Source organism: Acinetobacter sp. Lyrl_1 (assembly GCF_051948795.1).
GTDB classification, from domain to species: Bacteria; Pseudomonadota; Gammaproteobacteria; order Pseudomonadales; family Moraxellaceae; genus Acinetobacter; species Acinetobacter towneri.
Genome location: NZ_JAYJLK010000079.1, coordinates 1 through 3,311, shown reverse-complemented (window position 1 = coordinate 3,311; position 3,311 = coordinate 1). Strand labels below are relative to the sequence as shown.

The 3,311-nt window shown below is 37.0% G+C and carries 3 protein-coding genes; 2 read left to right on the top strand and 1 reads right to left on the bottom strand.

Annotation, left to right across the window (positions count from 1 at the left end):
- Window positions 1-135 precede the first annotated feature (135 nt).
- Entirely contained in the window at window positions 136-687 is a 552-nt protein-coding gene (locus VF675_RS13485) for a lytic transglycosylase domain-containing protein (protein WP_253107465.1), read from the bottom strand.
- Between the two features lie 325 nt (window positions 688-1,012).
- Here VF675_RS13485 and VF675_RS13480 point away from each other — a divergent pair, with 325 nt between their 5' ends.
- Window positions 1,013-2,605 (top strand): Na/Pi cotransporter family protein, encoded by a 1,593-nt coding sequence (locus VF675_RS13480; protein ID WP_440205368.1) that lies wholly within the window; start codon window positions 1,013-1,015, stop codon window positions 2,603-2,605.
- Window positions 2,606-2,722: 117 nt separating this feature from the next.
- Window positions 2,723-3,190, top strand: a complete 468-nt coding sequence (ybaK, locus tag VF675_RS13475) for a Cys-tRNA(Pro) deacylase (protein WP_004973860.1) — start codon at window positions 2,723-2,725, stop codon at window positions 3,188-3,190.
- Window positions 3,191-3,311 lie beyond the last annotated feature (121 nt).

Below are 3,311 nucleotides of genomic sequence, written 5' to 3'. Positions count from 1 at the left end.
TCGCGTTGAGGGTGTTTTTTATGTGGGAAAGAAAATATTAAGAAGAAAAGTAGAAAAAGAAAGGAAAATAAAACCATCTGAGGATGGCTTTAATTCAACGGGTATTGGCTACTTTATTAAGCTAGTAAGTCAAAATTAAAGTGCATCTTTTAAGTTTTTTTGGTGCTGTTTGACTTGTTTTGCGTAGCGTTTACCTTGCTTTTTCATTTTTCGATTACTATTGTAGCCAGTAGGTCCCACATTGTAATAGGCCAAAGCTTTAGGCCATTTACCCGACTGATTTTTATAATGATTTAAAATAAATGTACCACAGTTGATATTGGTATGTTCATGGAATAAATCGCCAGGACAAGTCTGCTGCCAATAACGTGGAATAATTTGTGTGAACCCAACTGCACCTGAAGGTGAAACAGCATAGGCACGATAATTCGATTCTTGTCTAATAACTGCAGCGAGAAGCAGAGGATCAACATTATGTTGTTCTGCACTTTGTACAATGATTGGTGCTACACGATTTGCTGTATCAGGATGCACAGCATAAGCCTTTTGGATCCCTGTAGAAAGTTTAGCTGAGCGTTTTGCAAGAGAGCCACCTCCTAGTGGAGAGCAGGCTGCTAACGTTAAAACAGTACAACCAATACTGAATATTTTTATAGATGGATATTTTCTAAATGCATTAAAAATCATATTAAAACTATATCTGTCATTTTGGCGTATGTGAGTATATATACTGATTTTGAGGTGAGCGATTGGTTCAGTCAAGTGAACTGAAGATTTGAATTGTATCGTGTCAGCATAATACAGAGGTTTCGTTTTGTTTTATCGAATGATTGGATAAACCAATGGAGTCTGATCTATCCTTAGGTTTTAATAATATGTCAAATTGATGACAAGTTTTTTATTTAATATAAACTATTGGAATAGAACAAATAAACTGCAATTTTAAGATAAAAGTACGTACAATATCGACTTTTTAGCACTTTGAAAATTGCTTATTGCACAGGGAGTAAGTGTGTTAGAAGTCTTTGTACAATTATGTGGTGGTATTGGCCTATTTTTGATTGGTATGACCATGATGACGGACAGCTTAAAAGATATGGCAGGGGAAACCTTGCGTATTTGGTTGTCTAAGTTCACAGGTTCACCCATTAAAGCTGTGCTTTCAGGCCTCGGTTTAACCTTAATTGTACAATCTTCTACAGCAACGACTTTAGCCACAATTGGTTTTGTCAGTGCGGGTATTCTTACTTTTGCTCATGCAATTGGTGTCATTATTGGCGCGAATATTGGCACAACCAGTACGGGTTGGATGGTGGCATTTTTAGGTGTTAAATTTTCCATCACCAGTTTTGCATTACCTTTGCTGGGTTTGGGTGCAATGCTCAAATTATTTAGTCAGGGGCGAGTTGCATTATTTGGAATGACATTGGCAGGTTTTAGTCTGATTTTCCTTGGCATTGATATGTTGCAAGTTGCCATGTCAGGTTTTGCTGAACGTGTCGATTTATCAGTATTTTCAAGTAGATCTTTGATTGCGCAACTCAGTTTGGTTTTGGTCGGTATTATCATGACCATTCTGTTGCAATCTTCAAGTGCTGCAATTACCGCGACCTTAGCAGCATTGGCCAGTGGTGCGATTGATTTGCAACAGGCTTTAGGTTTGGTGATTGGACAGAATATTGGTACGGTGGCGACAGCCATTATTGCTGCAATTGGTTCAACTGCAAATGCCAAACGTACTGCAGCGGTTCATGTGATTTTTAACATCATTTCATCCATTTTTGCTTTTATTATTTTAAAACCGTTATTTCTTGAGCTAACACAAAATCAACGTCTTATGGCAACATGGGACAATGTGGTGATTGTTGCTGCATTTCATACAGCATTCAGTATTTCTGGTACTTTGATTATTTTGCCTTTTATCCGTCAGTTCGAAAAACTGATTATGAAAATTATCCCAGATCAAACTCAATCGGTTTTATGTTATCTCGATCAAGCGAGTTTATCTGTGCCCGCCTTGGCTATTCATGCTGCATCAAAGGTGATTTACCATAGTTTGTATGACGTTTTGGTGATGCTAAAACTGGCTATCCAAGAGGGAAGATTACCTTCAAAAGTACGTTTATTACAGCTAGATGAAGTACTCATTCAAGTCCAACGCTATTTGGAAGAAATGTCGATTTCAGAAAATGAAGCCGATCAACAGCGTTTAATGGCGATGCTTCGTTTGATGGTGTATTTACGTGTTTTACGAAGTGATTTGGAAAATATTACTTTAGCAAAAGAAATACGCACCCAACCTGCAATTTATCAAGTTGGCTTAGATTTTGTACAAATTCTTGATGAACATCTAAAAGAAATGGATGATTTTGATGTGCATAAACATGTACTAAGTCTAAATACCGAATTATCTAATTTGAAAAAATGGACAGAAGATCAACGTGCCGAAAACCGTGAAAAAGTGCTGCAATATATTGCCGTGAATCAGCTCAATGCTGCGACAGGTTTAGAGTTGTTGGCGGCACAACGTTGGTTGGATCGCGTGATTGCGCATGCACAGCGCTTAGCTAACGTGTTGGTTGAAAATTCACGTAAACCAAGTTAATGATTTTAGGCTATTTTTTCGATAGTTACTTTTATATTTAAAAATGGCCTAAGCGAATTCACTTTTAATCTCAATCAAGCGTATAATTTGAGCATCGTTTTTTACAGTATTTTTTCAATGACTCCAGCAGCTAAACTTTTAAAAGCCAAGAAAATTCAATTTTCTATGCATGAATATGAACATGATCATAATGCTAAAAGTTTTGGTTTAGAAGCTGCGGAGAAGTTAGGCTTAGATGTCACAGAAGTATTTAAAACTTTATTGGTCAGTGATGATAAGCATTATTTTGTGGCGATTTTACCTGTCCATTACCAATTAAATCTTAAAAAAGTTGCGGCTGCTTTTCAGTGTAAAAAAGTACACATGGCTGATCCTAAAGATGCTGAGCGTTTGACAGGTTATTTGGTTGGGGGCATTAGTCCAATTGGGCAGAAGAAACAACTGAAAACAGTGATTGATGCATCCGCTCAACAGCTTGCAACTATGTATGTGAGTGGAGGGAAGCGGGGATTAGATATTGGTTTAACACCAAGCGATTTGGCAAAAGTTTTAAATGCTAATTTTGTAGATATTGTAGATGCATGATATGTTGAACTTTATATTGTTTTGAGTCCAAAGCACACAGATGCTTGTTCTTGTATGAATGTAGCAACTATTCCTATTCGTTTCATCTCAGTGATTCTTGTTCCAAGCGACCATTTAATAA